The following is a 26,980-nucleotide window of genomic DNA, read 5'->3' as shown; positions in this document are numbered from 1 at the left end:
GCTATCCCCCTCAGGTCAGCAGCCTGGCAGCGAGGTCGGGCAGCCGCTCCGCACCGGCCACGAGGCGGAAGTCCTGCCCGGCAAGGCCGACGCGCGCGAGCCAGTCGTCGAATTCGGGAGCCCGCTTCAAGCCGAACAAGTCGCGGACATAGAGCGCATCGTGAAACGATGTCGACTGATAGTTCAGCATGACGTCATCCGCGCCCGGCACGCCCATGATGAAGTTCACGCCGGCGGCCGCGAGCAGCGTCAGGAGATTGTCCATGTCGTCCTGATCCGCCTCGGCGTGGTTGGTGTAGCAGACGTCGATCCCGAGCGGCAGACCGAGCAGCTTGCCGCAGAAGTGATCCTCGAGCCCGGCGCGGATGATTTCCTTGCCGTCATAGAGGTACTCAGGACCGATGAAGCCGACCACGCTGTTGACGAGCAGTGGATCGAACGCGCGCGCCACCGCATAGGCCCGCGCCTCGCACGTCTGCTGGTCGACCTGGTGATGGGCATTGGCGGACAGCGCCGAGCCCTGCCCGGTCTCGAAATACATCACATTGTCACCGACCGTGCCGCGGCGCAGCGACAGCCCCGCTTCCCGGGCTTCCCGCAGCAGCGAGAGGTCGACGCCGAAACTGCGATTGGCCGCCTCGGTGCCGGCGATCGACTGGAACACGAGATCGACCGGCAGCCCCTGCCCGATCAGTCCGAGCGTGGTCGTGACATGGGTCAGCACGCAGCCCTGCGTCGGAATCTCGAATCGCGTGATGATGTCGTCCAGGAGCCGCAGCAGGGTGCCGATGACGTTTGGGTCGTCGCTCGCCGGATTGATGCCGATGCAGGCATCGCCCGCTCCCAGCAGCAGCCCGTCGAGAATCGAGGCGGTGATGCCCTTGGGGTCGTCGAAAGGATGGTTCGGCTGCAGCCGCGTGCTCATTCGCCCGCGCAACCCGATGGTGTTGCGGAAGCGGGTCGTCACCTCGCATTTCTTCGCGACCAGGATCAGATCCTGGTTGCGCATCAGCTTCGACACCGCCGCAACCATCTCTGGCGTGATGCCGCGCGAGATCTTCTTGATCGCTTCCCCGCTGGCGGCATCCGACAGCAGCCAGTCGCGGAATCCGCCGACGGTGAGCGACGACACCGGCAGAAAGCCGGCAACGTCGTGGCTGTCGAGGATCAGGCGGGTGACTTCGTCAGCCTCATAGGGGATGACAGGCTCATCGAGGAATTGTTTGAGCGGAACATTGGCCAGCGCAAGCCGCGCTGCGATCATCTCCTCCGCGCTGTCGGCGGCGATGCCGGCCAGGCGGTCGCCTGAACGCGGCGGCGAGGCCTTGGCAAGCAGGATGCGCAGATCGTCGAATGCGTAATTGGTGGCGTCGATGGTGTGACGATAGAGCATGAGGGGTTCGTCGCGGGCTGGGGCAGCGCAATCTAGCACCTCTTTGCGAAAGGCGTGCCATCGGCTTCGCCCCGCGTGCTGGCGCCTTTGCCGGTAACGGCGGCGCAGCCTCGGCACGACCGCAAGCCGCGAGCACCCGGCAGACTCAAAGCGGCCCATAAGGCATTGGGATTATTTACAGATTTTAACGGTCGCGGCTGCACAAATCTCGCGTGTTAACAAATTGTCCATGAAAATTTTGCATAAGCTTTAATCGGCCGAAGGTACTCCCCGGCCTCTTGGAGTGCCCCGCAATGCCCGCCCCCGTCACATCCCCCATCTCCATGTCCCGGCCTCCAATGGCATCCCGATTCTCGCTTGCTGCCAGGCTGTACTCGACGTTTGCGCTGATTGCGGCGCTGACCGCGGCCATCACCTTCCTGTCCGAATACAATGCGCGGCGTAATGCCGAGCTGACCGAGGCCGTCGACCTCGCAAGCCGTGCCGCACTCAATGTCGAGCGGGTCAATTCACTGGTCTACGCCGTGGTGATGGAATCCCGCGGCATCTACATGTCGACCGATCCGGCAGCGGTGAAGAAATACGGCGACGGGCTGCTGGCGTTCAACGAACGCATTCTCGGCGTGGTCAAGAACTGGGAAACGCTGGTGCAGGCCGACGACGCCGCCCAGTTCGCGGTGTTCAAGAAGCGCATCGAGCAGTTCATCGATTTCCGCAAGGAGCTGGTACGCCGCGGCATCGAGATCGGCGCCGCAGCCGGGCGGGAATGGGGCGACAACGACGCCAACCGCGACGTGCGCACCGCACTGAACAAGGATCTCGAGGCGCTCTCCAAGGTCTATGCCGACCGCAGCAAGAAGCTGGCGCGGGAGACCGACACCAACCGCACGATGGCGCTGGTGCTGACCGGCCTCGGCGCCGCGGCCTTGATTGTGGTGGTACTCGGCGTGCTGATCATCGCCCGCTCGGTGGCCCGGCCGCTGTCGCAGATCACCATGACGATCAAGCGCGTCGCCGAGGGCACCGACCATGTCGAAGTACCGCATGTCGGGCGCAGCGACGAGATCGGCGCACTGGCACGCGCCATCAAGGTCTTCCAGGAGGCGATGGACCGCAATCGCAGCCTCAACGCGCAGGTCGTACAGGATTCCGAGGCGCGCGACGCGCGCGGCCGGCATATCGAGACCTTCGTCGAAGCGTTCCGTGGCACGATCGGCGAGGTGCTCCGCGCGGTGCACGACAACGCCGCGACGATGCGTCAAACCGCGCAGACCATCGCAACCGTCGCGTCGGACGCCAGCGACCGCGCGGTGGCGGCGGCAGGCGCCACCGAACAGGCCTCGAGCAACGTCTCCGCGGTGGCGGGCGCAGCCGAAGAACTCTCCGCCTCGGTCGAGGAGATCGGCCGCCAGGTCAAGCAGTCGTCCGGCGCAGTCGATCAGGCCGGTGCGCGCACCGACCGCTCGATCACCGAGATCGAGGGCCTTGCCGCCACCACCCAGCGCATCGACGGGGTGCTGAGTCTGATCCAGGCGATCGCCGAGCAGACTAACCTGCTCGCCCTCAACGCCACCATCGAAGCCGCCCGCGCCGGCGATGCCGGCCGTGGCTTCGCCGTCGTCGCGCATGAGGTCAAGGCGCTGGCCGGCCAGACCGCGAAGGCAACCGCCGAGATCAGCGAGAATGTGGGCCTGATCCAGGCCTCGACCCGCAACTCCGTGGCCGCCGTGCGCGAGATCGGTCAGGCGGTGCGCGAGATCAGCAACGTCACCGCGAACATCGCGAGCGCGGTCGGCCAGCAGGACGCGGCGACGCGCGAAATCTCCGCCAATGCCCAGATGGCCGCCCAGGGCAACGAGACCCTGGTCACTAATGTCGGCTCGCTCCGCGATGACATGGACCAAACCAGCAAGGCGGCGGAATCGGTGCTCGCGGCCTCGAACGATCTGACCACAACTGCCGAGACGCTGTCGCGCGAGGTCGAGCAGTTCTTCCGCAACCTGCGCAGCGACGCGGCCGACGGCCTGCAGCGGACCGGAACCTGAGCGGCGATCTGGCGGGGCCCTGCGACAGGGCCCCGGCAATTCGGATGGTTAAGACTCTCCCAACGCACGGACACAAATTGCCTCCGTTTCGGGTCGCATTTCTCAATTTGATGCCTCCATAGAAAAGCGTCGCTGCGCGAGGGCGCGGGGAAGTGGAACCGAGCAATGAACGGGCTTTTGCCAAAGCCGAAGGCAGTGCCGACCAAACGGCTCCTTGCGCTCGGGATCGGCCTCGTTCTCTGCTTTTCGGCGATCTGCGCATCCATCCTCTGGGAGATGGCGGGCAAGGACTATCAGCATGCGAAGCAAGGTGCGACCAACCTCGTCGCCTCCATCGCCAGCGAGATCGACCGCAACATCGACCTCTACGACCTCTCGCTCCAGGCGGTCGCCGACGGCGTCAAGCTGCAGGAACTCGGCAAGATCAGCCCGGAGCTTCGCCAGGTCGTGCTGTTCGACCGCGCCGCCACGGCCAAGGATCTCGGCTCGATCCTTGTGCTGAATGCGGCGGGGGACGTCACGCTCGATTCCAGGACGTTGACGCCGCGGGCCGCAAATTTCGCCGATCGAGACTTCTTCCGGGCACATCAGACGCGAGCGGACGGCGGGCTGTTCATCAGCGCTCCGTGGATTACCTCTGACGGCGAATATCTGATCAACCTCAGCCGCCGCATCAACAATGACGACGGTTCCTTTGCCGGCGTGGTCGCGGGCAGCATGCGGCTCAGCTATTTCCACAATCTGTTTCGCAAGCTGAATTTCGGCTTCGGCGACAGCATGGCGCTGTTCAACAGCGATGGCGTCATACTGATGCGCGCCCCGTTCGACATCAGCAAGATCGGGCAAAGCATCAAGGACTCTCTGGTCTTCAAGCAATTTCCGGCACGACAATCCGGCTCCTACATCACGAAATCGATCGTCGATCATGTCAGCCGGCTCTATGTTTTCCAGGCGGTCGGACACAATCGCCTGCTCATCGCCGAGGGTCTTGCGCTCGACGGCATCTATGCCGACTGGTGGCAGCAGCTCTGGCTGATCGGCAGCGTGGTGGCAGCGCTCTGCGGCTTCTCGATCGTGCTGATGTTCTACCTGGTGGCCGCTCTCAAACGGCGGGCCGCCGCGGAAGACCGGCTCGCGCACCTCGCGAGCACGGATGCACTGACGGGCCTCGCCAATCGCCGCCGCCTCGACGATACCCTTGACGTCGAATGGCGCCGTGGCATGCGTGCAAAGGCGCCGGTCTCGCTTCTGATGATCGACGTCGATCATTTCAAGATCTACAACGACACGTACGGGCATCAGGCCGGCGACGCCGTGCTCACCACCGTGGGACGGTGCATCGCAAGCAGCGCCAAGCGTGCAACTGATCTCGGTGCCCGCTATGGCGGCGAGGAGTTTTCGGTGTTGCTGCCGGGCATCGGCAAGACGGGCGCCCTGGAAATTGCCGAACGGATTCGCACCAAGCTGGCGGCTGCGCGGGAATCCGAGCCTGAATTGCCGACCGTCAGCATCGGATTGTCCTGCCTCGTCCCGGACCACGAGCGCACGTCGCGCGATCTGCTCAAGGCCGCGGACCTCGCGCTCTATCAAGCCAAGCGTGAAGGCCGCGACCGCGTCATCGTCAGCCCGATCGGGTGGGACAAATCGGGCAAGCGGCACGTCGCCTGATCGCGACCGCATTGGCGCGGTCGAGCGCGCCGCGCGCCCATCCCGGCTCACCCCACCGGCAGCACGTCGACCGCAACGGCGAGCTTCTGCTTGCGCGCGCCGACGATGACGCCATCGACCGGCGAGACGTCGGCGAAGTCGCGGCCGATGGCGAGAATGATGTGGTCGCTCCCGACCATCAGATCGTTGGTCGGGTCGAACCCGACCCAGCCGAGCGCGCTGCCGCACCAGACCGAGACCCAGGCATGGGTGGCGTCGGCGCCCTGCAGCCGCGGCTGGCCCGGCGGCGGAATGGTGCGCAAATAGCCGCTGACATAGGCCGCGGGCAGGCCGAGGCCGCGCAGCCCCGCGATCATCACATGGGCAAAGTCCTGGCACACGCCGTGGCGCTTCTCGAACACGTCGCGAAGCGGTGTCGAGATCACGGTCGCCTTGGGATCGTATTTGAAGTCGTTGCGGATGCGGCGCATCAGGTCGGCCGCCCCGGTGAGGATGCCGCCGCCGGGCAAAAAGCTCGCGGAAGCGTAGGCCGTCACGGGCCGTAGCACCGGCACCAGTGCGCTGGCAAAGACGTAGCCGACCGGCGAGGCCGCATCGAGGCTCAATGCCTCGAACGCGTTGTCACGCACGTCCTCCCAGGGCGGACTGGCGGCGTCGCACGCCGGCGGCTTTCGCGCCACCGAGACCCGCGAGCGGGCATCGATGCGCAGACTGCGATGCGCGGTCTCGATCAGGACGCTTTCAGTGAGCGTGCCGAAGAAGTCGCGCCTTGCGGTGCGTTCCGCGGGCCTCGGACGGATCTCGACCGAATGCGAGATCAACTGCTGCCCGTCGCCAGTGACCGGCTCCAGCCGCAGCGAGCAGCGCGCGAAGCTGACCTGGGTCTCGTAGCTGTAGGTCGTGACGTGACGGATGTCGTAGATCACGCCAGCCCCGTGAGCTTCTCCGGCCGGCTGGCATTCGGTCCGTGCGGGAAATAATGCAGCCCGATCGCGTCGGCGAGGTTGAGCAGATCCTGCTCCAGCGCGAACAGCGTCTTGACGTCGAGGCTCGAGGCTTCAGCCGTTGTGAGCATTGCCTCGACCGCGACGGCAAGACGCTGCGGCCGCTCGATCAGGCCATGCTCCTTCAGGCTCGGCAGCGCGGCAATATGCTCGTTCAGCGCCGCGACCTGGAATGCGACCGAGCGCGGATTGTAGGGGTCGAGCACCGCCAGATCGCGCACCGGTGCGAGCAGCGGCTGCACCAGATAGCGCGAGCGATAAGTGATCTGGCAGTCGACCAGCGTGAGCAGAACGTCGAGGTCCTCGTCACCGGCTTCGTCATAGGCGAACTGACGGGCAAAGCGCGTGGTGTTGACGGCGCGCTCGGCGCGGCGGCCCATCTCGAGGAAACGCCAGCCGGCGGCGCGGTTCATGTTTTCCTGCGCGAGGCCGGCGAAGCTTGCGAGCTCCTGCAAGGTCAATTCGGCGGCGCTGACGACGCCGTCATCGTCATGAACCTCGATGGCCAGCCGATCAGCCATCTCGGTGATGACCTGCCAAGCGTCCGGCGACAGCCGCTCGCGGAGCGAGGTCGCCGTGCGCTGCGCGGATCGCACCAGCGACAGCGCCGAGCCGAATTTCTCCTCGCTCTGCAGCGCTTCGAGCGCGACCTTGGCGAGATTGGCGCGCGCGGTCTGCGAGGCCGCGCCCCAGGCGACCAGCATGCGCTGGATGCGCTCGGCCGAATGCATCGCCGGCGCCGCGCCGTTCGAATTCGCGCGCGCAGGATCGCGCAGCGGCGTGCACAGCGCGCGGATCAGCCGGATGGTGGCCTCGGCGCGCTCCAGATAGCGGCCGAGCCAGAACAGATTATCGGCGGCGCGGCTCGGCAGCACGCCGGCGATGCGGCGGATGCGGACGGTGTCGACCGCCGGCAGCAGGGTCGAGGTCTCAACCGCCTTGTCGGAGACCACCCAGACATCGGCGGACACCGCGCCATCGCCCATCGACACCGCGCGCGCATCGGCCCGATCAGCAATCCGGCAGAAGCCGCCGGGCAGCACAGTCCAGCCGCTCGGCGTCGCCGCCGCGAACACCCGCAACACGAACGGACGCGGCGCGATGCGACCGTTCTCCCATACCGGCGTGGTCGACAGCCGCACGAGCTCCTGACCGACATAATCGATGCCGCGATGGCTGATGGCATCCTTCAGGCGGTCGCGGTCCGCTGCCGACAATTCGCCCGGGAGCACCGGTCCGTTGCCGGGAAAATCCGCAACGCCGCGGCCATAGGCGCCTTCGATCGCGAACTCGTCGAGCCGCGACAGCACCTCTTCGCGGGCGGATTTCTGGCCGCACCACCAGGTCGCGATGTGCGGCATCATCAGGTCTTCAGAGAGCAGGCGCCGGCACAGATTGGGCAGGAAGCCGAGCAGCGCCCTCGCCTCCATCACGCCGGAGCCCGGCATGTTGGCGACCACGACGCCGCCCTTGCGCAGAACCTCGACAAGCCCGGGCACGCCGAGATAGGAGGACGCGTCGAGCTCGAGCGGATCGAGCATGTTGGAATCGACCCGGCGCAGCAGCACGTCGAGCCGCTTCAGCCCGGCGACGGTGCGGATGTGGACGCGATCGCCTGAGACCGCGAGATCGTCGCCCTCGACCAGCAGGAAACCGAGATAGCGCGCCAGCGTGGCGTGCTCGAAGTAGGTCTCGCTGAACGCGCCGGGCGTCAGCAGGCCGATCCGCGGCTCGTCGCGATCGGCGCTGGCGCGCAGCGAATCGCGGAACGCCTCGAAGAACGGCGCGACGCGCTCGACATTCATCGACTTGTAGAGATTGGAAAAGGCGCGCGACAGCACCAGGCGGTTTTCCAGCGCATAGCCCGCGCCCGACGGTGCCTGCGTGCGATCGGCGAGCACCCACCAGCGGCCGTCAGGCCCGCGGCCGATGTCGGCGGCATAGAGATGCAGATAGCGGCCCCCCGGCGGCTTGATGCCGCTGACCGCGCGCAGATACTCGCTGCTGCCGGCGATCGCCGCGGCAGGGATGGCGCCGTCCGCAACGAGGCGGCCTTCGCCGTAGAGGTCGGCCAGCACCATCTCCAGCAGCTGCGCGCGTTGCGCGACACCGGCGGCGAGCTGGCGCCAGTCCGCCGCGTCGATGATCAGCGGCAGATGGCTGAGCGGCCAGATCCGGTCGGAAGTGTCGCCCGGCGCGCGATAGGTGACGCCGGCCTCATGCAGATGGCGATCGGCGGAGGCGAAGCGGCGCTCGATATCGGCCGGCGACAGCGCGGCAAAGGCGTCGAAGAAGCGGGCCCAGACCGGCCGCGGCGCGCCGTTGTCTGCAATATACTCGTCGGGAATGCCGGGCAGCCGGACATAGTCGCGGGTCCACTGCGCCATCCGGCGCTGACCGGGACGGGCCCTGCTCTCCTGACTGCTGCCTGGACTATTGCCACCCGATGCGGACATTCCACTTCCCCTTGACACAATTAGTGCAGGAGCGGCGTCCGCAAGTCGAGGGTCAAGGGAAACTCAATTGTGCGTTCCTCCGGCGGCGTCTCGATCTTGCCTGGGGTATGGCCGTGCTCCTGGAAGCGCGCCAGCCGCCGCGCCTCGGCCTCGTAGGAATTGACCGGCTTGGTCTCGTAGTTGCGGCCGCCGGGATGGGCGACATGATAGACGCAGCCGCCGAGCGAGCGTCCGTTCCAGGTGTCGATCAGGTCAAACGTCAGCGGCGCATGCACGGGAATGGTCGGATGCAGGCCGGAGGCCGGCTGCCAGGCCTTGAAGCGGACACCGGCGACCGCCTCGCCGGCACGGCCGGTCTCGGTCATCGGCATCCGTCTGCCGTTGCAGGTAATGACATGGCGCCCATCGACGAATCCGGTCGCCTTCACCTGGAGACGCTCGACCGACGAATCGACGTAGCGCACGGTGCCGCCCGAGGTGCCCTCCTCGCCCAGCACATGCCAGGGCTCGAGCGCCTGCCGCAGTTCGAGACCGACGCCGCCGTGATGAACGCGGCCGAAGGCGGGGAAACGGAATTCAAGTTGCGCCTTGTACCACTCCGGCTCGACGTCGTAGCCGGATTGCTTGAGCTCGGCGAGGACGCCGAGAAAATCCTCCCAGAGGAAATGCGGCAGCATGAAGCGGTCATGCAGCGCGGTGCCCCAGCGGACGAACCGGCCCTGCTGCGGCTCACGCCACAGCTTTGCGAGCAGCGCGCGGATCAACAGTTGCTGCGCCAGCGACATCCGCGGGTCGGGCGGCATTTCGAGCGCGCGGAATTCGACGAGGCCAAGCCGGCCGGTCGGGCCGTCGGGCGAATAGAGCTTGTCGATGCAGATCTCGGCGCGATGGGTGTTGCCGGTGATGTCGACCAGGATATGCCGGAACAGGCGATCGACCAGCCACAGCGGCGCATCCATGCCCGGCGGCGGCACGTGCGACAGCGCAATCTCCAGCTCATAGAGCCCGTCATGCCGCGCCTCGTCGATGCGCGGCGCCTGGCTGGTCGGGCCGATGAACATGCCGGAAAACAGATAGGACAGCGACGGATGCCGCTGCCAGTACAGCACGAGACTCTTCAACAGGTCCGGCCGGCGCAGGAACGGAGAATCCTCCGGCTTGCTGCCGCCGACCACGATGTGGTTGCCGCCGCCGGTGCCCGTGTGGCGGCCGTCGATCAGGAAACGGTTGGCCCCTAACCGCGTCTTGGCGGAGTCCTCATAGAGGCCGAGCGTGATGTCGACGGCTTCGCGCCAGCTTTGCGCCGGCTGCACGTTGATCTCGATCACGCCGGGATCCGGCGTCACCTTGATCACCTCGATGCGCGGATCGAAGGGCGGCGCGTAACCCTCGACGTGGACCTGCAGCTGCAACTCTTCGGCGGCGGCTTCGATCGCTGCGATCAGGTCGAGATAATCCTCGACCCTCTCGACTGGCGGCATGAAGGCGCACAGCACGCCGTCGCGAACCTCGATCGACATCGCGGTACGCACCGGCAGCGGCTCGGGAATCTCCCTCAGCGCCTGCCGCAGCTCTTCGGAAAGCGCATCGCGCGGCGCCATCGGATCGCGCTCGACGACATAGGGATAATCGTCCGGCGGGACATATTCGAGCGAGGCGATCGGAAGCCGCAAGCCCAGCGGCGAGTCGCCGGGCGACAGGAACAGATGGCTGCGTCGGATCTTCCAGCGCTCGCTGCGCCAGCGTGCCGGCACGCGATCACCGAGCGGGCTCCAGCGCTGGATCGGCAGCACGTAACCTTTCGGCGTGGTCAACCCCTCGTCGAACACCCGCGCCATCCGGGCGCGCTCTTCCGGATCGGTCAGCTTGGAATTCGCCGGGCTGACATTGGCCGGCAGGCCGGCTTCACGCTGCAGCCAGAAGGCGGGATCTTCATAAGCCGGCATGGCATAGTCGACGCCGAGACCAAGCTTGGTTGCTGTTACTCTGACGAAACGCTGGGCCTCCGCGATCTCGGCCCTGCGCGAATTCTCAATGCCGGCGATCAGCTCGGCATTCTTCCAGATCGGCTTGCCGTCCTTGCGCCAGTAGAGACCGAACGCCCAGCGCGGCAGGCTCTCGCCGGGATACCATTTGCCCTGGCCGTAATGCAGCAGGCCGCCCGGAGCGAACCGCGTGCGCAGCTTGCGGATCAATTCGTCGGCGAGCGCGCGCTTGGTCGGGCCGACCGCGGCGACATTCCACTCCGGCGATTCCAGATCGTCGACAGAAACGAAGGTCGGCTCGCCGCCCATGGTCAGGCGCACATCGTCTTTCCTCAGGTCGGCATCGACCTGCTCGCCGAGCTGGTCGAGCCGCGCCCAGGATTCATCGGAGAATGGTTTGGTGATGCGCGGCGCCTCGCCGATGCGCTTGACGCTCATCTCGAAGCCGAACTCGACATTGGCAACGCCCGCGGTGCCGGTCACCGGCGCGGCCGAACGATAGTGTGGCGTGGCGCAGACCGGGATGTGGCCCTCGCCCGTCAGCATGCCGGAGGTGACGTCGAAACCGATCCAGCCCGCCCCCGGCAGATAGACCTCGGCCCAGGCGTGCAGATCGGTGAAATCGCTCTCGACCTCGCGCGGCCCCTCGAGCGGATCGATGTCCGGCCGCAGCTGAATGAGATATCCGGAGACGAAACGCGCGGCGAGCCCGAGGTGGCGCAGCGTCTGGATCAAGAGCCACGCCGAGTCGCGACAGGAGCCGGAGCCCGCGGCAAGCGTCTCCTCCGGCGTCTGGATGCCGGCCTCCATGCGGATGACGTAGCTGATCTTCTTCTGCAGCTGCGCGTTCAGCTCGACCAGGAAGTTGACGGTGCTGTCAGCCTGGCGCGGAATCTCCTTCAGGTAAGCCGCGAGCAGTGGCTCGGGCTCATCGGTCTCGAGATAGGGCGCGAGTTCGGTCTTGAGATCGCCGGGATATTCGAACGGAAAGCTGTTGGCAAAGGGCTCGACGAAGAAGTCGAACGGATTGACCACCGTCATGTCAGCGGTGAAATCGACCTCGACCTTGAGCTCGGTCGCCTTCTCGGGGAAGACGTAGCGCGCCAGCCAGTTGCCCTGCGGGTCCTGTTGCCAGTTCACGAAGTGATTGGCGGGCGAGATCTTGAGCGAATAGCTTGTGATCGGCGTGCGCGTATGCGGCGCGGGCCGGAGCCGGATGGTCTGAGGCCCGAGATCGATCGGCCGGTCGTATGTGTAGTGCGTGACGTGATGCAGTGCGACGGATATCGACACGGACCGAGGGCTCCAGCAGCTTTTTTGAGCAGAACACTGGTTCCGGTCGACATCAAGCACTAACAACGGGCACGGGGTGCCCAAGGTAAGGGCGCGATCCGTAGCCCTGATGGAGCGAAAGCGAAATCCGGGGCCTTCATCCGCAGGAAGAGTCCCGGATTGCGCGGAGCCTGTCATCGGGCGCGCATTCGCGCGACCCGTTGGCTTCATCCGGGCTACGCGATTGCTAGCGGCCGATCGCGCCGGATACCTGCGACGCGAGTTGCTCGGCGAGCATGTGATAGCCCTCGGGGGTCAAATGCACACCATCGGGCTGATGGGGGAGTCCACCCAGCATCCCGTTAGGGAGCATGATCACCGCGATGCCACGGGCGCTGAGACGACTTTGGATATCCGCGGTCCGGTCAGGGCTGCCCTTGCGCCGGTCATTGCCGCCCGGCTGGAGAATCACCGCCCGGGTCCCGTTCGGGACGGCTCGGTCCAGGCGTTGCAGCATCCCTTCCGTGGTGTCGCCGTTGATGCCGGCATTCACGATGCGGACGCTTAATCCCTCCGCCCGCAAGATCGCTTCGAGCTGCGCGGGATAGGCCTGGTTGCGCGCCACGCCCTTGCCATAGGTATTGCTCGCGCCAAGCGCGACTATGGTTGCGGCGTCAGCCGAATCGACGCCGAGGCTCAAAGCGGCGAGAAATGCGATGCATCCAACAATTCCCAACCGACGCGCGCGCATGCTTCCTCCGTCCCATCCGTAGCCCGGATGGAGCGCAGCGTAGTCCGGGAAGCTTCATTCGCCAAGTTCGTCCACGACTACAATCGGACCCGCCTCAAATGCCTCGGCTACCTGGCGCCAATCCAGGCCCTCGCCAATCACACGGGACCGAACACGAAAGCAGGGACCCAGACCGCGTGGTCCTAATGATGAAAGACGATGGCAGACGCCTCGCACATCACTACGGCCGGTGGTTATGGGTTCCAGCTTTCGCAGGGACGACGGCGGAGTGAAAGGCTAGATCGTGGCTCAAACTACATCGTCGCGCCCAGTACCCACGGCGCGAATTCAGCGCCGCCGAAGTCAAAGCTCTCGCTCTTGGTCAGCTGGCCCGAGGCGGTCTTGAGGATGAGGTCGAAGATGCGCTGGCCGCATTCCTGCACGCTCTCCTCGCCATCGAGGATGGTGCCGCAATTGACGTCCATGTCGTCTTCCATCCGCTTGAACATCGGCGTGTTGGTGGCGAGCTTGATCGACGGTGCCGGCTTGCAGCCGAACACGCTGCCGCGGCCGGTGGTGAAGCAGACGAGGTTGGCGCCGCCCGCGACCTGCCCGGTCGCGGCGACCGGGTCGTAGCCGGGCGTGTCCATGAACACAAAGCCCTTCTTGGTGACGGGCTCGGCGTAGTTGAGGACGTCGACGAGGTTGGTGCTGCCGGCCTTGGCCATCGCGCCCAGCGACTTCTCAAGGATGGTGGTGAGACCGCCGGCCTTGTTGCCCGGGCTCGGATTGGCGTTCATTTCGGCGCCCTCACGCTGGGTGTACTCCTCCCACCAGCGCATCAGGCCGACCAGCTTCTCGCCGACCTCGCGGCTGACGGCGCGGCGAGTCAGAAGATGCTCCGCGCCATAGGTCTCGGGCGTCTCCGAGAGGATCACGGTGCCGCCGTGACGGACCAGCAAATCGCTCGCCGCGCCGAGCGCCGGATTGGCGGATACGCCGGAGTAACCATCCGAGCCACCGCATTGCAGCGCCACGGTGAGTTCGCACGCCGGCACCGCCTCGCGCTTGACCTTGTTGGCATCGGCGAGCGCCTCCTTCACGAAGGCAACGCCGGCTTCCACCGTCTTGCGGGTGCCGCCGACCTCCTGGATGTCCATCGCGCGGAGGCGGCCGGCGAGCTTCTGCTCCTGCATCAGGCCGCCGATCTGGTTCACCTCGCAGCCGAGGCCGAGCACGATGACGTTGGAGAAATTGACGTGCCGCGCATAGCCGCCGAGCGTGCGGCGGAGCAGCGCCAAGGGCTCGTCCTGGGTCATGCCGCAGCCGGTCTTGTGGGTCAGCGCGACGACGCCGTCGACATTCGGGTAATCGGCGAGCGGATTGTCGCCGGTGAACGGATTCTTCTTGAACATGTCGGCCACGATGCCGGCGACATGGGCACTGCAGTTCACCGAGGTGAGGATGCCGATATAGTTGCGGGTCGCGACGCGGCCGTCGGCGCGGCGGATGCCTTCGAACGTCGCCGGCAGATCGAAGTTCGGCACCGGCTTGACGTCGACGCCATAGGCATAGTCCTTGGCGAAATCACCCATGCCGCAGTTCTGCGTATGTACGTGCTGGCCGGGCGCGATCGGCTGGGTCGCAAAGCCGATGATCTGGCCGTAGCGCCGGATCGGCTCGCCTTGCGCGATCGGCTTGATCGCGACCTTGTGGCCCGCGGGGATCCGATCGACCGTCGTGACGCCCTCAGTCACCTCAAGCCCCGGCGGCAGGCTCGCGCGCGCGATCAGGACGCTGTCGTCGGCGTGCAGGCGGATCACTTGTGCCGAGGCCATCGGAGTTCTCCTTTGGAGTTAGTCACCTCTCCCCGTCCTTTACGGGGAGAGGTCTCGCACAGCGACAATTCGGGTGAGGGGCGACGCACGTTGCCAATTAAAAAGACGGTGCTAGCCGGATAGAGCCCCTCACCCCAACCCTCTCCCCGCAAAAGCAGGACGAGGGAGCAGAGCTAACATCGCGGACAGAGCTTACGCCTTGCCGCCGGACTTTTCGCGGGTCGCGTTGACCTGCATCTTGGCGTAGACCTGCATCAGGCCGACCTCGTTCGATAGCGTCACGAGCTTGAAGCCCATGTTGATCGCGCGCACCGCGCCTTCGGCGCCCGAGCAGTGGATGCCCGGATTGAGACCGCGCTTGCCGCATTCCTTGATGATCTTCTCGTAGATCTTGAGGATCTCCGGCTCATCGCGATCGAGCTTCGGCACCAGGCCGTAGGAGAAGCCGAGATCGGACGGGCCGATATAGACGCCATCGATGCCTTCGACATCGAGGATCGCTTCCATGTTCTCGACCGCGGTCTTGGTCTCCATCATCGGCAGCAGCACGATCTCGTCGTTGGCGGTCTGCTGATAGGTGCCGGCCGAGCCGTACATGCCGGCGCGGATCGGGCCGTTGGAGCGCACGCCCTTCGGCGGATATTTTGCGTAGGAGACGAGGTTCTTGGCTTCCTGCGGTGTGTTGACCATCGGGCAGATCACGCCATAGGCGCCGCCGTCCAGCACCTTGCCGATGATGCCGGGCTCATTCCAGGGTACGCGGACCATCGGAGTGACCGGATGGGCGTGCATCGACTGGAAGCACTGCACCATCGATTGATAATCCTGCACACCGTGCTGCATGTCGACGGTGACGCTGTCGAAGCCGCATTGCGCGATCACTTCGGCCGAGAATCCCGATGGGATCGCGAGCCACGCGTTCACCACCGCTTTGCCCGATGCCCAGACTTGCTTGACCTTGTTTGCCATTGATCGCGTTTCCCTTTGCGGTTTATTGGGGGACGAGCCTTCAGCTGGTCGCCCGCTGGATAGAAACTTCGCTGACGCCGACTTCGCGCGCGGTATTCACTATCGCCGCCCACGTGTCGTCAGGCAAGGGGATGCCATTCCTGGTGCGATCGGCACGGGTTTTCCGCTCCGGATCGCCTGGAACCAGCACGGAATCCGTGCCCGCGATCGGCTTGGTGGCGCGGATGAAATCGGTGTAGCGGGTGATTTCTCCATCGAAGAAATTGCTGGTGTCGATCACCTTGGGGTCGATGTAGAACGCCATCATGCCGTTGGCGAAGCGCCGGTCCGACGACGTCGCGCCGGTGCCGGTCAGCGCGCCGCCCAGCAGTTCGCAGATGAAGGCGAGACCCGAGCCCTTGTGATCGCCGAAGGCGCGGATCGCGCCAGTTCCCTTGGTGTGGTCGCGCGGTCCGTCCGGCGTGTACGGCCCATACAGCACGTGGGGATCCTCGCTCAGCGTGCCGTCGGCATCGACGAGCGCGCCGGTCGGCAGCTTCTTGCCGCCGCGGCTTGCCACCAGGCACTTGCCCTCGGCGACAACCGAGGTCGCAAAATCGAGCACGATCGGATTCTGGCCCTGACGCGGAATGCCGACGCAATACGGCGCCGTGGACAGGCGCTTCTCGACGCCGCCGTAAGGCGCAACCAGCAGCGAGCCGGCCGCGGTCACGAAATGAATTGAAACAAGACCTTCGGCGGCGGCCATCTCGGCCCAGTCGCCGACGCGGCCGAGATGACCGGAGTTGCGCAGCGCGACCGCGGCGAGCCCCGCCTTCTTGCACTTCTCGATGCCGAGTCTGACCGCAACCGGCGTGACGGTCTGGCCATAGCCGAACTTGCCGTCGACCACCGCGAGCGATGGCGTGTCGACCACCACCTCGGGAGTCTGGTTCGGCACGATCGAGCCCATCTTCTTCCACCTGACATAAACCGGCACGCGGATCACGCCGTGGCTGTCATGACCTGTAAGATTCGCGGTCGTCAGATAGGTCGCGATGCGCTTCGCCTCTTCCGGAGAGGACTCCGAATGGGAAAACACCTCGGACACGAAGTTGATGAGGTTATCGACCTTGATGGTGACCATGAAAAACCAGCTCGCTCAGTAAAGCACGGGACGTTGTCAGGCGTGGGTTTTGGCGTGGCCGCCGAGATAGGCCGCGGCGATAGCCTCATTGCCCCACAATTCGTCGGGCTTGCCGCCCAGCACGATCCGCCCCGTTTCCAGGACAAAGCCATGATCGGCGACCGAAAGTCCCATGCGCGCATTTTGCTCGACGAGCAAGACCGTGGTGTCCTTCCTGATCTGCGAAATGATGCGGAACACCGCCTGCACGATCACAGGCGCCAGCCCGAGCGACGGTTCGTCGAGCAGCAGCAGCCGCGGCTTGGCCATCAGGCCGCGCGCCACCGCGACCATCTGCAGCTGGCCGCCGGACAGCGTCCAGCCGAGCGCGTTGGAAAAGGCGCGGATGTCCGGGAACAGATCGAACATCGCGTCGGCCTCGCGCGAGATCTGCGACGCCGGCACCTTCCGGTTCGATGCGCCGAGCATGATGTTCTCTTTCACGGTGAGGCCCGGAAACACGCGGCGGCCTTCCGGCACGTGCGAGATGCCGAGCCGGACGATCGCTTCGGGCCCGAGGCCCGCGATCGAGTGGCCGTCGAACATAATGTCGCCGGAGGCGGGCTTGGCGAGGCCTGAGATCGCGCGCAGCGTGGTCGACTTGCCGGCGCCGTTGGCGCCGAGCAGCGTGACCACCTGGCCCTGCTCCACGGCGATGGTGACGCCGCGCAGCGCCTCGATCTCGCCGTAGCGGACCACGAGATTACGGATTTCGAGCAGCGGCATCATTCGCTCCCGAGATAGGCGGAGACGACGTCGGGATGGCGCAGCACCGCCATCGACTCGCCGTCCGCGATGCGGCGTCCGAAGTTCAGCACGGTGATGTGCTGGGCCGCTTCCGACACCAGCGTCATGTCGTGATCGATGATCAGGATGGTGAGGCCCTGGGCTGCGATGCGCTTGAGCAGCTCATGCAGCTCCAGCTTCTCGGTCGAGTTGAGACCGGCCGCCGGCTCGTCGAGCAGCAGCAGCGTCGGGTTCGACGCCAGCGCCCGCGCGATCTCGATCAGGCGCTGGTGGCCGTAGGAGAAGCTCGAGATCAATTCGTTGGCGCGGTTGCCGAGCCCGACGAAGGTCAGCGCCTCCATCGCGCGCTCCGTCAGCGCGTCCTCGCCCTTCCCGATCATGGTGTTGCCGGGCCGCTCGGCGCCGATCTCGACATTCTCCAGCGCGGTCATCGAACGGAACAGGCGGATGTTCTGGAAGGTGCGTCCGAGGCCGGCCGCCGTGCGCTGATGCGGCGCCATGTTGGTGATGTCGGTGCCGTCGAGCACGATCCTGCCCGCGGTCGCCTTGTAGAGCCCGGACAGCACGTTCAGCGTCGTGGTCTTGCCGGAGCCGTTGGGCCCGATCAGCGCATGCACGCTGCCGCGCTTCACCGCGATATCGACGCCGTCGACCGCCTTGAGGCCGCCAAAGTGCTTCGAGAGCCCGGTCACTTCGAGCACGATGTCGCCGCCTGACGTCGCCGGCTTGAGCTGCAAGGCCGCCGCGGCCGGCGGCGCCTTGGTGTGCGCACGCCAGCGCGTGAATGCGTCCGACACAAAACCCCAGATGCCGTCGGGCATGAAGCGGATGATCAGGATCACGAACAGGCCGTAGATCGCCAGATAAAGTCCCGGCACGCTCTTGAGGAAGCGCAGCCATTCCGGGATCAGGATCAGGAGGCCCGTACCGATCACCGAGCCAATCGGCGAGGCCACGCCGCCGAGCAGCGACATGGTCAGGAACACGATCGATTCTGCGAACGAGAACTGGTCCGGGCTGACATAGGCGAAGCCGCCGGCGAACAGGCCACCGGCCAGACCGCCGAGCAACGCGCACAGGCCGAAGGCGTAGATCTTGGTGCGGAACACGTCGATGCCATTGACGCCCGCCGCAAGCTCGTTGTCGCGCACCGCGCGCATGGCGCGGCCGAGCTTGGTATCAGGCAGATGCCAGACCAGATAACCGACGATCGCGAGCATCGCGACGCAGAAGGCCAGGTAGCTCTGCGAGGACTGGAACAGCTCCGGCCGGCGAATGTTGGCGACGCCGTCCGGCCCGTGGGTCACGCCGATGGCATTGATCATCACCAGCGTCACGATCTGCTGGAACGAGATCGTCACCATCGCAAGGTAGTGCCCGCCGAGCCGCAGCGTCGACATGCCGAGGAACGCGCCGGCGATCAGCGTGATCGCGCAGGCGCCAACCAGGCAGAGCCAGAAGTTCAGGTGCAGGTCCGCGGTGCCGAGCCCGACCACATAGGCGCCGAAGCCGAAGAACGCGGCCTGCGCCAGGTTGATCTGGCCGCACAGGCCGAGCACGACCGACAGCCCGAACACCGCGATCGAGAAGGTCGTGGCCTGCAGCAGGATGTTGAGGATGTACCCGTCGAACCGCATGCCGGCGGCGAGCGCCACCAGCACCGCGGCGCCGATGAAATACGGCAGATGACGGATGATCAGCGGCTTCGAGCGCACGGCCGGCGCGGGGATCATGTTGTCGGTGGCGCTCATGCTTTCTCCGCGACGCGTTCGCCGAAGATGCCCTGCGGCCGGAACACCAGGAAAGCGATCAGCACCAGGAAGGCAAAGCCGTCTTTGTACGGCACTGAAATATAGGCGGCACCGAACGTCTCGATGACACCGAGCGCGAGGCCGCCGACGATGGCGCCGGCGACGTCACCGAAGCCACCGATGATGGTCGCGGCAAACGCCTTCAGCGCAATCGTCGAGCCCATCTGGATCGAGACGAACAGCACCGGCGCCACCAGGATGCCGGCGAGACCGCCGAGCACGGCCGAATAGATGAAGGTGATCATGATCATGGTGGAAACGGAAATGCCGAGCAGCGAGGCCATTTCCTTATCCTGCGAGGTCGCCTGCAACTTCTTGCCGAGCAGCGTCTTCTCGAAGAACCAAAAATTGAACAGCACCAGAAGGATCGTGACGCCGATGATCAGAAGATACTGGCTGTCGAGATAGACCGGGCCGAGCTGGATGCCGGGCGTATCGAACCAGCCCTGCAGCACCTGCGGCTGCGGGCCGTAGATCGCAAGCACCGAGTTCGACAGCAGGATCGAGGCGCCGATGGTGGCGATGATCACGGGCAGATAGGTGCGATTGCGCAGCGGATAATAGACGCCGAGATTGAAGATGACGCCGAACAACGCCATGCCGGCGAGCGCGATCAGGAACGACAGCCAGTAAGGCCAGCCGAGATCGACCGAGAACACCACCATCAGATAGGCGGCGACCATCGAGAACTCGCCTTGCGCGAAGTTCACCACGTTGGTGGCACGGAAGATCAGCACGAAACCGAGCGCGACCAGCGCGTAGACCGCGCCGATGCCGATGCCGGTAAAGAGCAGTTGGAGGACGAGATCCATGACGAGCGCTCGATCTGAGAATTGTGTCGCGGGCGAACGGCCTCTCCGAGGTGGCCCGGAGAGGCCGAACCGCTATCAATCGTTGAAGTCGATATGCTTGTCGTAGACGATCTTGCCCTTGTCGTTCTTCACGACATTGTAGCCGTGCAGACCGTCGCCGTTCTTGTCGAAATTGTACTCGCCCTCGGCGCCGGCGAACTTCTGCGTCGCGAGAATGGCGTCGCGGATCTTGTTCGGATCGGTCGAGCCGGCCTTGTTGATCGCCGCCGACAGGATGGTGATCGCATCGTACGGCCAGGCGCTCTGGTTGTCGGGCGCGGTCTTGTAGGCATCGCGATAGGCCTTGCCGAACGCCTTCGCCGCATCGCTTGAATCCTCGGCGAAGTCGGCGACGCCGTAGGTGTTGAACAGCGCGGGGCCGGCGAGCTTGGTCGAGGAGACCGCCACCACCGAGGGCGAGCCGACCCAGGGAATGTTGACGCCGAGCTGGCGCAGCTGCCGGGCAAAGATGCCGAGATCGTTCTCGAAGGTGAAGTAGGTGCCGAGCACGTCAGCGCCGGACTGCTTCACGGCCAGTACGACCGGGGTGAAGTCCTGACTCTGATTGGCATAGCCCTGGTCGAGCACCGGTGGCGCGCCGAGCTTGGTCAGCGCTTCCGAGAGCGCCTTGCCGCCCGCCGTGCCGAAGGCGTCGGTCGAATGCACGATCGCCCATTTCTTCTTTCCGAGCGTATTGACGCCGAAGTCGGCGATCACGCGGCCGGAATAATTGTCGTTCGGACGGAAGCGGAACAGCCAGGGATTGCCGGAATGGGTGAGGTCGGGATTGGTGCCGCCGATCATCACGGGCTTGCCGACCTTGATCACGTCGGGCGCCATCGCCTGCACCTGGGTCGAGCGGATCGAGCCGAGGAAGGCGACGATGTCGGATTGCGCGGCGAGCTTGGAGAATGCCAGCACGATGCCCGGATTGGTGGTCTGATCGTCCTCGATGACGAGTTCGACCTGCTTGCCGAGCACGCCGCCGGCCTTGTTGACCGCGGCCAGCGCCAGCTTGGCGCCGTTCTGGGCCCACAGCCCCTGCTCCGCCGCGGGTCCGGTCACCGGCACGCACATGCCGATCTTGATCGTCGCACCCTGCGCCCAAGCGCTGCGCATCAGCGCGGGTGCGGCGAGACCTGCCGCCAAGCTGGCGGAAAACTCACGTCTCGTCAGTTTCATTCCATCCTCCCTGTGATGCGCCGAACTTGCTGTCGGCTGCGTTGAGACGAGCTGACGCGTCGATCTGTTGGCCCGTCCGCAGCCATCAAACGGCGCGACGAGCAAACGTGAGCACCGCTGCAGCGCGCAAGCCGTGCAACGGCGACCATCAATCTGGCGTTTGACCCAGCTAAACATGATTGCACATTGCACGCAATAGTCAAAAGTTCGCTGGCAGAGGTGCGTAAATGCCTGCTACGAGCGACCATGACGCGATCACGTGATAGTGTGGCCAGCGGGCAGCCATCCCATGTCGATTCCACGAGCGAAATCGCAAACCAGACGAAAACAGCCGGCCTACGCGCTGATCAAGAGCGCATTGGCAAAGCACATCCGCGCTGGTGACGTGCCACCTGGCACGGTTCTTTCCGAATCGGCGATCGCGACCTTGTTCGGCTCCAGCCGCTCTCCGGTGCGGCAGGCTTTCGAACAGCTCGAGCATATCGGCCTGGTGCGGCGGTTCGACGGTCGCGGCGTCATCGCCGGCAAGCGCAAGGTCGACCCTCGGCGCGTCCCGATCACACCGGAAATGTTTGGGCTGACCGACGGCCCCGTCGATGCCGTGCGCAGCGACGCCTGGGATACGCTCTACTACAAGCTCGAACGTGAGATCATTTACCGGTCGCTGTTCGGACGCTTCCGCGTCAGCGAGCTCGCATTGGCGCGGCATTTCCGGGTGGGGCGCACGGTGGCGCGCAACCTGCTGCTGCGCGCGCAGGCGATCGGCATCCTCGAGAAGGGCGCCAAGGCGCACTGGTACGTGGTGCCGTTGGACGAGGACCGCCTCCGCGACATCTTCGAGGTGCGCGCAACGCTCGAGCCGCTGCTCCTCAAATCCGCGACGGCGACAATTCCTGCCGCCCTGCTCGACCGTATGGCGGAGCGGCTGCGCGAGGGGATCCAGCACCGCGACCGCGTCGGCGTCGGCGAACTCGATGAGATCGAAGGCGACCTCCATATCCGCTGCCTGGGTTACGGCGCCAATCGCGAGATGATCGAAGCCCTCAAGCGCACCCACTGCGCTTTCGTGATCGGCAAGCACATTCAGGTCGCCCTGACCGCGCCGCAGATCGATTCCTTCATGGACGAGCATCTGGTGATCATCGAGGCCTTGCGCACGCGTGACGGCGACGCGGCGGCAGCCATCTTGCGCCGCCATATCGAATGGTCCCACTCGAAGGTCGCGGGCTGGATTGCCGAATTCCGCGCCATCAACGTGATTTCGCGCGTGCCCTACATGGCCTGAGCGCGAATGCCGCGCATGATCGAAGCTACTCGTCAGCCTCGACCTCGGCGTCATCGGACGAGCCCATTCCGGCCAGGCTCGCTTCGAGCGCGCCCAGCATCTCCTGCAATTCGGCAAGCTTGCGCGCCCCGAAGCGCCGGGTGATCTCGGCATAGATCGTCTCCGACGTCGGCGCCACCGCCTCGATCAGCTTCAACCCCTTGGCGGAGATCGAAACCACCGCGCGCCGCGCGTCGTTCTCCGCTGCCTTGCGCTCGATCAACGCGCGGCCCTCGAGATCGCGAAGGATTCGCGACAGGCTCGGGCCGAGCAGAAACGCCATGCGGGCGAGTTCGGTGACCTCGATCTCGTCGACCGCGGTGAGCGCGCGCAGGATCCGCCATTGCTGCTCGGTCAACCCGTGATTGCGCAGCGACGGACGGAATTGCCGCATCACCGCCTCGCGGGCGCGAAGCAGCGACATCGGCAGCGAGCGCGAGAACTCGCGCATCGGGGTCCGTCGCGCCGCCACGTCCTCGCCCTGCCCCGGCCGAATGTCGTTCGAATTTTTGCGCGCCATTACCTAATCCTGCGCAACGAAATTTTGCGTTGCAACATGCCTTGATTCAGTTTGCGGGAATTCACTTAACATGTTAATCATCTCCCGACATCCACTTTTGTGTAGCACGCATGGCCCTCTCCAAGGACGATATCCGCGCTGCCGCCGAACGGCTCGACGGCGCGGAAAAGACCCGCAAGCAAATCCGCCAGCTCTCGCTGGAATACCCCCGCATCACCCTCGAAGACGCCTACGCGATTCAGAAGGCCTGGGTCGAGATGAAGGTGGCGCAGGGCCGCGTCGTCAAGGGCCACAAGATCGGCCTGACCTCGAAGGCGATGCAGAGCGCGCTCAATATCGACGAGCCCGATTCCGGAATCCTGCTCGACGACATGTTCTTCGCCGATGGCGGCCTGGTCCCGACCGACCGCTTCATCGCCACCCGCGTCGAGGCCGAGCTTGCCTTCGTGATGAAGCATCGCCTGACCGGGCCGAACTGCACACTGTTCGATGTGCTGAACGCAACCGATTTCGTGGTACCGGCGCTGGAGATCCTGGATACCAGGGTCGAGCGCGTCGATCCCGAGACCAAGGCGACCCGCAAGATCTTCGACACCATCGCCGACAACGCCGCCAATGCCGGCATCGTGCTCGGCGGCCGGCCGATCCGCCCGCTGGACGCCGACCTGCGCTGGATCGGCGCGCTGTGCTTCCGAAATGGCCAGCTCGAGGAAACCGGCCTGGCCGCCGGCGTGTTGAATCATCCGGCGACCGCGGTGGCGTGGCTCGCCAACAAGATCGCGCCGAACGGGCTGGCGTTGGAAGCCGGCCAGGTCGTGCTGGCGGGCTCCTTCATCCGTCCGATCGAGACCCGCAAGGGCGACACCATCCAGGCCGACTACGGACCGTATGGTTCCGTAAGCTGCTACTTCGCCTGACGCCTTCAGCAGGAGCGCTGCATGCCGCATTTCACGCTTGAATACTCTGCCAATCTCGACGATCTGGTCGACATGGGCGCGACGGTCGAACTGGTCCGCAAGGCCGCGGTCGAGACCGGCATCTTCCCGCTCGGCGGCATCCGCGTCCGTGCCGTCAGATGCGAGCACTACGCGATCGCCGACGGCCGCAAGAATTACGGTTTCCTCGACATGGTGCTGCGGCTCGGCGAAGGCCGCGATCTCGCCACCCGCAAGAAGGCCGGCGAGTACATCTTCAAGGCGCTATCGGCTCATCTCGATCCGGTCTTCGCCAACAGCAAATTCGCGTTGTCGTTCGACATGCAGATCAACGACAAGGAAACCAGCTGGAAACGCAACAACATCCACGACGCACTGAAGGTGGAGACGGTCAATGGATAAAGCGACAGCGAAATCGCCAGCCGACGTGTTCCAGGCCAACCGCGATCGCGCCGGCCCGCTGCTTGCAAGCTTGAAAGCCGAAGGCATCGGCCATGTGATCGACGGCAAGATCGTGCCGGCGGCCTCCGGCCAGACCTTCGAGACGAGATCGCCGATCGACGGCACGGTGCTGGCGACGGTCGCACGCGGCAATGCCGAGGATATCGACCGTGCCGCAACCGCGGCGTCCAAGGCCTTCAAGGCCTGGCGCGACATGCCGGCGGCGCAGCGCCGCAAGCTGCTGCATCGCGTCGCCGATGCGATCGAAGCGCGCGCCGACGACATCGCCGTGCTCGAATGCATCGACACCGGCCAGGCGCACCGCTTCATGGCCAAGGCCGCGATCCGCGCTGCGGAGAATTTCCGCTTCTTCGCCGACAAATGCGGCGAGGCCCGCGACGGTCTCAACACGCCTTCGGACGAGCACTGGAACATCTCGACCCGCGTGCCGATCGGCCCGGTCGGCGTGATCACGCCGTGGAATACGCCGTTCATGCTCTCGACCTGGAAGATCGCGCCGGCGCTCGCGGCCGGCTGCACCGTGGTGCACAAGCCGGCGGAATGGTCGCCCGTCACCGCCGATCTGCTGGTCAAACTCGCAAAACAGGCCGGCATCCCCGACGGCGTGCTCAACACCGTGCATGGTTTCGGCGAAGAGGCCGGCAAGGCGCTGACCGAGCACCCCGCCATCAAGGCGATCGGCTTCGTCGGCGAGAGCGCGACGGGCTCAGCGATCATGGCGCAGGGCGCGCCGACCTTGAAGCGGGTGCATTTCGAGCTCGGCGGCAAGAACCCGGTGATCGTATTCGATGATGCCGATCTCGATCGCGCGCTCGATGCCGTCGTGTTCATGATCTACTCGCTCAATGGCGAGCGCTGCACGTCGTCGAGCCGGCTGCTGGTTCAGGAGAGCGTCGCCGGCAAGTTCATCGAGAAGCTGACCCAACGCGTAAAGGCGCTCAAGGTTGGCCACCCCCTCGATCCCGCCACCGAGATCGGGCCGCTGATCCATGAGCGGCATCTCGCCAAGGTGTGTAGCTATTTCGACGTCGCCAAGAAGGACGGCGCCACGATCGCGGTCGGCGGCAAGCCGCATGACGGTCCTGGCGGCGGCCACTATGTGCAGCCGACGCTGGTGACCGGCGCGAACGCAAAAATGCGCGTCGCGCAGGAGGAGGTGTTCGGCCCGTTCCTGACCGTGATCCCGTTCAAGGACGAAGCTGACGCCATCGAGATCGCCAACGGCGTGCAGTACGGCCTGACCGGCTATGTCTGGACCGGCGACATGGGCCGCGCGCTGCGCGTGGCGGATGCGCTGGAAGCCGGCATGATCTGGCTCAATTCGGAGAACGTCCGCCATCTGCCGACCCCGTTCGGCGGCATGAAGTCGTCAGGCATCGGCCGCGACGGCGGCGACTACTCGTTCGACTTCTACATGGAAACCAAGCACGTCTCGCTCGCGCGCGGGACGCACAAGATTCAGAAACTGGGAATTTAGCCAGCCGTCGTTCCGGGGCGATGCGCAGCATCGAACCCGGAACCTCGAGATTCCGGGTTCTCGCTTCGCGAGCCCCGGAATGACGAACAAGATTGAGGGGAAACGCCGATGCCCGTTCCAACGCACGTTTTCGATCCGCCGTTCAACATCATCCGCTGCAGCCACGCCGTGCTCGACGTCACGGACCTCGACAAGAGCGCCGCCTTCTACGAGAAGACCGTCGGCCTCCACATCGAGGACCGCGACGACAAGTCGGTGTATCTGCGCGCCAGCGAGGAGCACCAGCATCACTCGGTGGTGCTGCGCAAGGCGCCGAAGGCGGCCTGCAACCGGCTTGGCTTCAAGGTCGGCAACGACGGCGACCTCGACAAGGCCGCCGCCTTATTCTCCGAGAACGGCATCGCCTACGCTTTCGTCGACCAGCCGTTCCAGGGCCGCACCCTGCAATTCACCGATCCGTTCGGCTTCCAGATCGAGCTTTACGCCACGATGGAGAAGCGCCCGCATCTCTTGCGGCGCTACGATCTCTACAAGGGCTGCCATCCGCAGCGGCTCGACCATTTCAACGTGTTCGCCGCCGAGGTGCAGGACACCGTCGATTTCTACGCCCGGCTCGGCTTCCGCCTCACCGAATATGCCGAGGAGGACGGCGACAACGGCCGCATCGCAGCCGCCTGGATGCACCGCAAGGGCAATGTCCACGACTTCGCCATCACCAACGGCCGTGGCCCCCGCCTGCACCACATCGCCTATTGGGTACCGACCGCGATGAACATCGTGCATCTCTGCGACGTGATGGCCTCCTCCGGCTACCTCAAGAACATCGAGCGCGGCCCTGGCCGGCACGGCATCTCCAACGCCTTCTTCCTGTACATCCGCGATCCCGACGGCCACCGCATCGAGCTCTACACCAGCGATTATTTCACCGGCGATCACGACCATGAGCCGCTGCGCTGGTCGCTGCGCGATCCGCGCCGCCAGACGCTGTGGGGCGCGCCGGCGCCGCGCTCCTGGTTCGAGGAAGGCTCGACCTTCGCCGGCCAAGCGGTGCGCGAGCCGCGCTTCGTCGCCGACGTGCTGGTCGCGGACTAGTGCGCGCCTTCCTCCTCACGTCGTCCCTGCTTTCGCAGGGACGACACCAATTAT

The 26,980-nt window shown here is 65.2% G+C and carries 20 protein-coding genes; 7 read left to right on the top strand and 13 right to left on the bottom strand.

The genetic code is table 11. The features are described from left to right. Positions 1-10: 10 nt before the first annotated feature. A complete protein-coding gene (locus ACVMB1_RS05625) occupies positions 11-1,393 on the bottom strand; it encodes an ethanolamine ammonia-lyase subunit EutB (protein ID WP_076833024.1) in 1,383 nt (460 codons plus the stop codon). 338 nt (positions 1,394-1,731) lie between these two features. Between ACVMB1_RS05625 and ACVMB1_RS05620 the strand changes: the two genes are divergently transcribed. Then, positions 1,732-3,438, top strand: coding sequence for a methyl-accepting chemotaxis protein (locus ACVMB1_RS05620; protein ID WP_141339491.1), 1,707 nt, complete (start codon positions 1,732-1,734; stop codon positions 3,436-3,438). A 165-nt stretch (positions 3,439-3,603) separates the two neighbouring features. Next, complete coding sequence (locus ACVMB1_RS05615; RefSeq protein WP_456814144.1) at positions 3,604-5,106, top strand: sensor domain-containing diguanylate cyclase; 1,503 nt, start codon at positions 3,604-3,606, stop codon at positions 5,104-5,106. Positions 5,107-5,153: 47 nt separating this feature from the next. On the opposite strand, the gene ACVMB1_RS05610 is transcribed toward ACVMB1_RS05615, so the two are convergent. The 11 genes from ACVMB1_RS05610 to ACVMB1_RS05560 form a co-directional block, all read right to left on the bottom strand. Beyond that, entirely contained in the window at positions 5,154-6,032 is an 879-nt protein-coding gene (locus ACVMB1_RS05610) for a transglutaminase family protein (protein ID WP_456848322.1), read from the bottom strand. Next, positions 6,029-8,566, bottom strand: a complete 2,538-nt coding sequence (locus ACVMB1_RS05605) for a circularly permuted type 2 ATP-grasp protein (protein WP_141339485.1) — start codon at positions 8,564-8,566, stop codon at positions 6,029-6,031. Before ACVMB1_RS05605 ends, ACVMB1_RS05610 begins: the two co-directional genes overlap by 4 nt. Before the next feature lie 20 nt (positions 8,567-8,586). After that, complete coding sequence (locus tag ACVMB1_RS05600; RefSeq protein WP_456848320.1) at positions 8,587-11,844, bottom strand: transglutaminase family protein; 3,258 nt, start codon at positions 11,842-11,844, stop codon at positions 8,587-8,589. Between the two features lie 226 nt (positions 11,845-12,070). Further along, the gene (locus ACVMB1_RS05595; protein ID WP_246786892.1) at positions 12,071-12,574 is read right to left on the bottom strand and encodes a GDSL-type esterase/lipase family protein; all 504 of its coding nucleotides are present in this window, start codon (positions 12,572-12,574) and stop codon (positions 12,071-12,073) included. A 293-nt stretch (positions 12,575-12,867) separates the two neighbouring features. After that, complete coding sequence (locus tag ACVMB1_RS05590; RefSeq protein ID WP_076833008.1) at positions 12,868-14,391, bottom strand: UxaA family hydrolase; 1,524 nt, start codon at positions 14,389-14,391, stop codon at positions 12,868-12,870. A 192-nt stretch (positions 14,392-14,583) separates the two neighbouring features. Continuing rightward, complete coding sequence (locus ACVMB1_RS05585; RefSeq protein ID WP_018270573.1) at positions 14,584-15,360, bottom strand: HpcH/HpaI aldolase family protein; 777 nt, start codon at positions 15,358-15,360, stop codon at positions 14,584-14,586. A 40-nt stretch (positions 15,361-15,400) separates the two neighbouring features. Next, on the bottom strand, positions 15,401-16,486 hold the full coding sequence (locus ACVMB1_RS05580) for a malate/lactate/ureidoglycolate dehydrogenase (RefSeq protein WP_141339481.1): 1,086 nt from the start codon (positions 16,484-16,486) through the stop codon (positions 15,401-15,403). 36 nt (positions 16,487-16,522) lie between these two features. Then, positions 16,523-17,251, bottom strand: a complete 729-nt coding sequence (locus tag ACVMB1_RS05575) for an ABC transporter ATP-binding protein (protein WP_057015754.1) — start codon at positions 17,249-17,251, stop codon at positions 16,523-16,525. Next, the gene (locus ACVMB1_RS05570; RefSeq protein WP_141339479.1) at positions 17,251-19,023 is read right to left on the bottom strand and encodes a branched-chain amino acid ABC transporter ATP-binding protein/permease; all 1,773 of its coding nucleotides are present in this window, start codon (positions 19,021-19,023) and stop codon (positions 17,251-17,253) included. The genes ACVMB1_RS05575 and ACVMB1_RS05570 overlap by 1 nt, the downstream gene beginning before the upstream one ends. Next, positions 19,020-19,895 (bottom strand): branched-chain amino acid ABC transporter permease, encoded by an 876-nt coding sequence (locus ACVMB1_RS05565; RefSeq protein WP_016841141.1) that lies wholly within the window; start codon positions 19,893-19,895, stop codon positions 19,020-19,022. The genes ACVMB1_RS05570 and ACVMB1_RS05565 overlap by 4 nt, the downstream gene beginning before the upstream one ends. Positions 19,896-19,970: 75 nt before the next feature. Continuing rightward, the gene (locus tag ACVMB1_RS05560; RefSeq protein ID WP_092083322.1) at positions 19,971-21,116 is read right to left on the bottom strand and encodes an ABC transporter substrate-binding protein; all 1,146 of its coding nucleotides are present in this window, start codon (positions 21,114-21,116) and stop codon (positions 19,971-19,973) included. Positions 21,117-21,405: 289 nt separating this feature from the next. Between ACVMB1_RS05560 and ACVMB1_RS05555 the strand changes: the two genes are divergently transcribed. Further along, entirely contained in the window at positions 21,406-22,401 is a 996-nt protein-coding gene (locus tag ACVMB1_RS05555) for a GntR family transcriptional regulator (protein WP_092083321.1), read from the top strand. 25 nt (positions 22,402-22,426) lie between these two features. Here the strand turns inward: ACVMB1_RS05555 and hpaR are convergent, their stop codons facing one another. Further along, complete coding sequence (gene hpaR, locus ACVMB1_RS05550) at positions 22,427-22,960, bottom strand: homoprotocatechuate degradation operon regulator HpaR (protein WP_057015717.1); 534 nt, start codon at positions 22,958-22,960, stop codon at positions 22,427-22,429. A gap of 110 nt (positions 22,961-23,070) precedes the next feature. Between hpaR and hpaH the strand changes: the two genes are divergently transcribed. From hpaH to hpaD, 4 genes are all read left to right on the top strand, one after another. After that, positions 23,071-23,877, top strand: a complete 807-nt coding sequence (gene hpaH, locus ACVMB1_RS05545; protein ID WP_141339477.1) for a 2-oxo-hept-4-ene-1,7-dioate hydratase — start codon at positions 23,071-23,073, stop codon at positions 23,875-23,877. Between the two features lie 21 nt (positions 23,878-23,898). Continuing rightward, a complete protein-coding gene (locus ACVMB1_RS05540) occupies positions 23,899-24,297 on the top strand; it encodes a 5-carboxymethyl-2-hydroxymuconate Delta-isomerase (protein WP_076832987.1) in 399 nt (132 codons plus the stop codon). Continuing rightward, positions 24,290-25,834, top strand: coding sequence for a 5-carboxymethyl-2-hydroxymuconate semialdehyde dehydrogenase (gene hpaE / locus ACVMB1_RS05535; protein WP_057015720.1), 1,545 nt, complete (start codon positions 24,290-24,292; stop codon positions 25,832-25,834). Before ACVMB1_RS05540 ends, hpaE begins: the two co-directional genes overlap by 8 nt. Positions 25,835-25,942: 108 nt before the next feature. Then, on the top strand, positions 25,943-26,926 hold the full coding sequence (hpaD, locus tag ACVMB1_RS05530) for a 3,4-dihydroxyphenylacetate 2,3-dioxygenase (RefSeq protein ID WP_141339475.1): 984 nt from the start codon (positions 25,943-25,945) through the stop codon (positions 26,924-26,926). Positions 26,927-26,980: the final 54 nt, after the last annotated feature.

It is taken from the genome of Bradyrhizobium sp. USDA 4504 (genome assembly GCF_054063995.1).
This window is presented reverse-complemented; position numbering and strand designations above follow the sequence as displayed.

Bases quoted from the DNA above. Each gene is read 5' to 3' on its own strand.
- ACVMB1_RS05625 (WP_076833024.1), bottom strand. From the start codon at position 1,393: ATGCTCTATCGTCACACCATCGACGCCACCAATTACGCATTCGACGAT.
- ACVMB1_RS05620 (WP_141339491.1), top strand. From the start codon at position 1,732: ATGGCATCCCGATTCTCGCTTGCTGCCAGGCTGTACTCGACGTTTGCG.
- ACVMB1_RS05615 (WP_456814144.1), top strand. From the start codon at position 3,604: ATGAACGGGCTTTTGCCAAAGCCGAAGGCAGTGCCGACCAAACGGCTC.
- ACVMB1_RS05605 (WP_141339485.1), bottom strand. From the start codon at position 8,566: ATGTCCGCATCGGGTGGCAATAGTCCAGGCAGCAGTCAGGAGAGCAGG.
- ACVMB1_RS05595 (WP_246786892.1), bottom strand. From the start codon at position 12,574: ATGCGCGCGCGTCGGTTGGGAATTGTTGGATGCATCGCATTTCTCGCC.
- ACVMB1_RS05590 (WP_076833008.1), bottom strand. From the start codon at position 14,391: ATGGCCTCGGCACAAGTGATCCGCCTGCACGCCGACGACAGCGTCCTG.
- ACVMB1_RS05585 (WP_018270573.1), bottom strand. From the start codon at position 15,360: ATGGCAAACAAGGTCAAGCAAGTCTGGGCATCGGGCAAAGCGGTGGTG.
- ACVMB1_RS05580 (WP_141339481.1), bottom strand. From the start codon at position 16,486: ATGGTCACCATCAAGGTCGATAACCTCATCAACTTCGTGTCCGAGGTG.
- ACVMB1_RS05575 (WP_057015754.1), bottom strand. From the start codon at position 17,251: ATGCCGCTGCTCGAAATCCGTAATCTCGTGGTCCGCTACGGCGAGATC.
- ACVMB1_RS05570 (WP_141339479.1), bottom strand. From the start codon at position 19,023: ATGAGCGCCACCGACAACATGATCCCCGCGCCGGCCGTGCGCTCGAAG.
- ACVMB1_RS05565 (WP_016841141.1), bottom strand. From the start codon at position 19,895: ATGGATCTCGTCCTCCAACTGCTCTTTACCGGCATCGGCATCGGCGCG.
- ACVMB1_RS05560 (WP_092083322.1), bottom strand. From the start codon at position 21,116: ATGAAACTGACGAGACGTGAGTTTTCCGCCAGCTTGGCGGCAGGTCTC.
- ACVMB1_RS05555 (WP_092083321.1), top strand. From the start codon at position 21,406: ATGTCGATTCCACGAGCGAAATCGCAAACCAGACGAAAACAGCCGGCC.
- hpaR (WP_057015717.1), bottom strand. From the start codon at position 22,960: ATGGCGCGCAAAAATTCGAACGACATTCGGCCGGGGCAGGGCGAGGAC.
- hpaH (WP_141339477.1), top strand. From the start codon at position 23,071: ATGGCCCTCTCCAAGGACGATATCCGCGCTGCCGCCGAACGGCTCGAC.
- ACVMB1_RS05540 (WP_076832987.1), top strand. From the start codon at position 23,899: ATGCCGCATTTCACGCTTGAATACTCTGCCAATCTCGACGATCTGGTC.
- hpaE (WP_057015720.1), top strand. From the start codon at position 24,290: ATGGATAAAGCGACAGCGAAATCGCCAGCCGACGTGTTCCAGGCCAAC.
- hpaD (WP_141339475.1), top strand. From the start codon at position 25,943: ATGCCCGTTCCAACGCACGTTTTCGATCCGCCGTTCAACATCATCCGC.